This is a genomic window from cf. Phormidesmis sp. LEGE 11477 (assembly GCF_015207105.1).
Lineage (GTDB): Bacteria > Cyanobacteriota > Cyanobacteriia > Phormidesmidales > Phormidesmidaceae > Phormidesmis.
On record NZ_JADEXO010000072.1, the window covers coordinates 26,441 to 32,440 of the forward strand.

General features: G+C 52.8%; 2 protein-coding genes and 1 pseudogene. All 3 read left to right on the forward strand.

All coding sequences use genetic code 11. The features are described from left to right. Nucleotides 1-665 precede the first annotated feature (665 nt). Nucleotides 666-1,673: an isopeptide-forming domain-containing fimbrial protein gene (locus tag IQ256_RS18575; protein ID WP_193857048.1), complete on the forward strand. Its 1,008-nt coding sequence runs from the start codon at nucleotides 666-668 to the stop codon at nucleotides 1,671-1,673. Nucleotides 1,674-1,676: 3 nt separating this feature from the next. Beyond that, nucleotides 1,677-5,396 (forward strand): TonB-dependent receptor, encoded by a 3,720-nt coding sequence (locus tag IQ256_RS18580; RefSeq protein ID WP_193857049.1) that lies wholly within the window; start codon nucleotides 1,677-1,679, stop codon nucleotides 5,394-5,396. Nucleotides 5,397-5,420: 24 nt separating this feature from the next. Then, nucleotides 5,421-6,000, forward strand: a pseudogene (locus tag IQ256_RS18585) (hypothetical protein); the annotation flags it as partial.

Genomic DNA, 6,000 nt, shown 5'->3' on the forward strand with positions numbered 1-6,000 from the left:
CAGACAGCGCTGATAAGCTGCTGCACTCGTTTTAGTAGTCTTCTCGTATAAAGGGAATGCCCTTAGAGATAGTTCGACTCGACAGAGTTTGTGTATTGCGTCACAACAAACGACCGCACTAAGTCACAGTCTCTCAATAGATAAGTTTTTCTTAAGAGTTGGGGTTACGAACGCTATGCGTACAACGGCAACAATCTCTGAAAAGTTGATAGCGTCTTGCTTGTATACGATAGTTGGTTTCTGAAGCAGCCGTTTAATCTATAGAAAATAGCCGATTAAAAGTAGACATGCACCAAATGTCACTTTTCACACCTTTTTTTTAGGATTGATTTCTCGCAATTGACGATGCAATAATTATTCCGCTAAATAATTTAAGCACGAGTTAAGCGCGAATGCCTTGAAGTAAATAGGGTATCTATTGGTCTTGCCTCAGAGACTTAGCCGCACGTACGTGCCAGGTTGAGAGACTTTGCGGCGCGAACTTTTGTGGTGCTGGTTACTTACTTTTATCACTATCTTTTAGTTTCTCAGTGACATAGGTGTGATTTTATACTCCCTTTAAAGGCTATTGCTCAACTTTTCTAGCGAGCGGGCGCTAATCCGGACAGAGTTTTGTATTTGTTGACTGGTTATGTGGAATGTTTACGAAATTGAGGCTTCCTCGTATGTTTTGCCATCGAAAAAGCAAGGGGAAACTAACGCGCTGGATCAAGTTTAGCGGCCTAGCTATCTTGGGATGTTTGATCAGCGTCTGCGTGCATAGTGTGGCGATCGAGAGCGCGATCGCCCAACCTGTTGTCAATCCAGTGCCCAACCAGGCGTCTATTCGCTATGACCTACCAGGTGGCGATCCGGTCAATGGATCAGACGAGTCTCGCGTCGATCAGCTTTCTAATATTGTGACTTATCCCTTAGGCGCTACGGGTGGTCAAAACACGCTCGGACTAGGCTTGTTCAAATCAGCGAACAAGTCAGTAGCTGAACCTGGCGATGTTGTTATTTATCAGCTGCTCGTTCGAAATGAAGGAACAACAGATGCCGATAGCAATTTCCGAATTGTAGATACGCTGCCCTTCGGTCTGCAGTTTGTCGAAGGCTCGGTTTCCGCAGTCCTTAACGGTGCTGATTTCCCTTTAGATGTAGAGCTAAACGACAGAGAGCTGACGCTGACCTCAGATACGGGGCTGCCCGCTGGCGAAGAGATCAACGTCTCGTACGCAACGCTGCTGACACCCGACGCCCTAAGAGGAAACGGCATCAACACAGCGGTGGTTTCGGCAGATACCTTTGACGATGCCGAGGATACCTTTCGGCTGACGGTAGGTAGCGGCATTCTGTCTGATTGCGGCACGATTTTGGGCCGGGTCTTTGTCGACAAAAACTTTGATGGGCATCAGCAGCCAGGTGAGCCAGGCGTGCCTAATGCGGTTATTTACATGGATAACGGTAATCGCATCATCACCGATCCTGACGGACTGTTCTCTATGGACAACGTGCTCTCGGGCAATCGGGTCGGGGCGCTAGATCTCAGCAGCCTGACGGGCTATACCCTAGCTCCTAACCTGTTCCGAATTGAGGAAAACAGCCAGTCTAGACTCGTTCGTCTCCGTCCTGGCGGTCTAGCTCGAATGAACTTTGCAGTCACGCCCACCTTCGGTGAAGGAGAAACGTAAGCGATGCGCTTAAAAAATGGTTTAAACGGTTTTAGCTATACCGGTGTGGGATTGTCTCTGCTAGTTAGCGGCTCAAGTATCTGCCTGTCGGTGCTGCCAGCTTTGGCCGAGACGACGGCCTTCGACTCTGGAAACGCTCAAGATGAACTCACTGCCGCTGTCGATGGTCAGGCTATACCAAATACTGCTGTACTAGATACCGCTGTGTCAAAGACTACTGTGCCGAATACCGCTGTATCAGGTGCTGTGCAGATTGCTCAGGCACTAGATGAGCTGACTGAAGCTGATGATCCGGTAATCACGCCCCCTTTTCCAGTACGTACAGAAGTCATTAACGAGCGGATTCAGGGCGAGCAGCTCGGTGAAATAGATGAGGCCGTGATTCATCAAGTCCCCGATCCGCTGCTGCTAGAGGACTTGTATCAGATTCAAATATCGTCGACTAACGGAGATTTAGTCGCGGCTGATAGGCGCTCTACGCTGAGGTTAGCGGGTGCTCTCACGGATAATGAAGGAAATCTATTAGACAACGATGTTGTTGTCACTCTGACTACCAGCGCAGGTGAATTTATTGGCGCAGACTACGATATCGATCGGCCCGGTTTTCAGGTGCTGGCTCGCCGAGGTGAATTTACAGCCGAGCTGCGCTCTAGCCTAGATGCTCAAAGGGTGAGCGTCCGGGCAGCGGCAGCTAGAGACGATCTGCTAGCACAGACGCCGCTACCGCTAGAAGAGAATCTGGTCGATGGAGCCAGAGAAATTGAAGGCTATGCGGATGTTAGCTTTATCACACCGCTGCGCCCTTCTCTGGTTACGGGTGTTGTGGATCTGCGCTATGGCAATTCAGCCACCGATTTTGGCGGCAGCTTTCGAGATTTTTTGAATCCCGATGATATTGGAGAATATTCTTTCGATGCCGATGTCTCAGTATTTGCGACGGGTGCGATTGGCAACTGGCTGATCACAGGCGCTTATAACAGCGATCGCACGCTCAATGAACGCTGCGATGGCAATCGGCTTTACCAGGACATCCAGTCAGAGTTCTGCACTTACGAGATCTTCGGCGATAGCTCAACTACTGACCATCTCACACCATCTTCGGACAGTGTGTATGTGCGCTTGCAGCAGGATGCCAAGTCGCCAGCGGCTGATCCAAACTTCTTTATGTGGGGCGATTACAGCACCAACGAGTTCTCTCGTTCTTCGCAATTGTTCAGCGCCACGAGTCGCCAGCTCCACGGCTTTATGGGCAACTACACCATCGGCGGAGAGAACAGCGGCCTGCAGCTAACAGCGATGTATGCCAACAACATTCGCCCGTTTCAAAGAGACACGATTGTTCCTGATGGCACCAGCGGCTTTTACTTTCTCTCGAATCCGCTGGTATTCGCGGGCAGTGAAGAGATTTTCATTGAGGTCGAAGAGTTTAATCGGCCCGGCACAGTCGTCGAACGGATTCCGCTTAGCCGAGGGGCGGACTATCGAATTGACTATAGCCGGGGGGCGATTTTATTCAGTCAGCCCGTGACGGCGGTGGATTCTAACCCATTTGGGCCAGCGCTGGTGCGGCGAATCGTGGCAACCTATCAGGTGGATGGCCAAGAGAGCGGTGGAGAGCTGTACGGTGGCCGGGTACAGTACAACTTTTCGTACGATCTAGAGTCGCCTAGCTGGATTGGCGCGTCGGTGGTGACCGAAAGCGACAATGTTCGAGACTTTACGCTCTATGGAGTAGACGCGCTGGTTTCACTGGGCGATCGCGCTCAGCTCATTGGTGAATACGCTCAATCTTCGCTCAGCAACACGATCGATAGCGACGGCAACGGTTCTGCCTTTAGGCTAGAGGCCCGCAGCGACTTTACAGACAACATTCTCGGTCGGGTCTACTACCGTCAGGCGGATGAAGACTTTGCCAACACGGCGACTAGCAGCTTCCGCGCCGGTCAAACCCGCTACGGCGGCGAGATCAGCGCGGCGATCGGACGCAATACCCTCCTAGAATTTCAGTACGATCAAGAAGAAAACGATGGCACCACCCCGCAGGTGCTGATCGGGTTTGATGCGCTGACCAATCGGGGATTTTTCCCTGAGCAAGGGACAACGGTTGACAATACGCTCAGAACCATTAGGGCCGGGGTGCAGCAGCAAGTAGGCCCGGCTACGCTGGATCTGTCTTATCTGTATCGCGATCGCAATGACAGAGCTGGTGACCTAGACTTTGCTGGCAGTCAGCTTGTCTCTGGTCTCACCGTTCCACTCACGGGCAGTTTAGACTTTCGCGCCCAAAACGAGCTAAACCTAAGCGGCGATCAAGATCCGCTCTATCCCAATCGCACCATCGTGGGCCTTGACTGGTACGTCTTGCCAGAGGTCACCGTCCGACTTGCTCAGCAGTTCTTTGGCGATAGCGACGTCGCGCCCGATTCTATCACCACGCTAGATGCCCTGCTCGACTACGATCTGTCGGTGAATACGCAGCTAACGGGTCGCTATTCAGTCCTCGGTGGCTTCGATGGCGTCAGAAACCAAGGCTCTTTGGGGTTAAACCATCGGGTGAACCTAGCGCCGGGTCTGAATGTCGATCTTGGCTATGAGCGGATTATAGGTCGGGGCTTGGGTCTAGTGCAGACGGGGGAGCGATTCTCGCAGCCCTTTGCGGTGGGTCAATCGGCCTCGGCGCTAGGTCTGGTGCCGGGTAGCACCTATTCGGTTGGACTAGAGTATCTGGACAATCCTGCTTTTCAGGCGAGTGCTAGGGCCGAATATCGGGATAACCAAGACACTGATGACAATACGGTGATCACGGCGGCGCTAGCGGGTAAGTTGACGCGATCGCTCACTGCCCTCGCCCGCTACGAGCAGGCCAATTACGCCAATCAGACCTTGACTGGTCGCTTTGAAAATACCAGCAGCGCCAAGTTGGGACTGGCCTATCGCAACCCCAACAGCGATTTTTTCAACGGTCTGCTGAGCTATGAATTTGCCACCAATCCCACCACCACCCTCAACACCCCCGGATCAGATACCATCACCGAGCATACGCTTTCAGCCGAAGCGATCATCGCCCCGACTTTCCGCTGGGAGATCTACGGCAAATACGCGCTGAGAAGTACCAACGCCGATCTTAGCGAAGTGGGGTTGAACAGTATCTCAAACACAATTCACCTAGCTCAGTTTCGAGCCGCCTACAGATTGGGATATCGCTGGGATATCGCCGGGGAAGCTCGCTATATTGCCCAGCCATCGGCGGACTACCAAGAAACAGCGGTAGCCGTCGAGACAGGCTACTATGTCACCCCCGATCTGCGTCTGGGCGTGGGCTACAGCTTTGGTGCGGCTAACGATCGCAGTTTCCAGGGCAGCGGTCGCCGCGACGACAGTGGCTTCTTCATCGGCGCGACCTTCAAGGTGAATGAGCTGCTAGGCGGCTTTGGCTTACAGGATATTGGCGCGCAGCAGGAAACAGAATCGCTGGTCGGCCCTGAAGATGCCATTCCAATCTCTAGCCGCTGCCCTGAGGATGTCGATCCAGAGGCAGGCGGCATCGATCCTTGTGAAAACAGAGCGGTTGAATCGCCTAGTGAGCCGCCCGCTATGCTGCCAGTGATACCTTCGGATCCTGAGTCGGCACCAACAGAACTAGCGCCAACAGAGTCAGCGCCAACAGAGCTGGCTCCCACCGAGGAAACAGCACCAGCCGGGCCAATTCGCGGACTGTGGTAATTAAGAGCAAAGGAGGTGAGAACAATGAATAGCAATCTGACGAGTGGACTTCAAGCACCCAAACCTCAAGGACTGAACAGCCGAGGACGGCATGAAGCCGGTAAAAGTAAGATAGATGACTGTAAAGAAAAGTCTACGGCGCGTTCTTTGTCGATAGCGGCGCTGTGGCTTGGCACGTTGACTAGTGCGATCACTTTGGCGATCGCACCCAAGGTGATCGCTCAAGCAGACAATCTTTCAGAAGTTTTGCTTGAACTGCCAGTTGTTGACATTACAGTCAATAGCGATTTAGACGGCCCGATTACGCCAGACCAAACCCTTACTTTGCGTGAAGCCATTGAGGTTGCCAACGGCACTTTGCCCTTAAATGCACTCAGTCCAACAGAATCTGCTCTGGTCACCCCCAGTGCTACGCCCCAAATTCGCTTTGCACTACCTGGCGATACTCGCATCGAGCTAGTCGATCTGCTCCCGGCTATCACCGCCGCTGGGCTCACTATCGACGGCACCACCCAGCCGGGCTATGGTGCAGTATCTGATAAGCCAGCGGCGCTACCTATCCCTGTCCCTGTCGTTTCAATCACGCCCAGTCCAGGCATTGAGG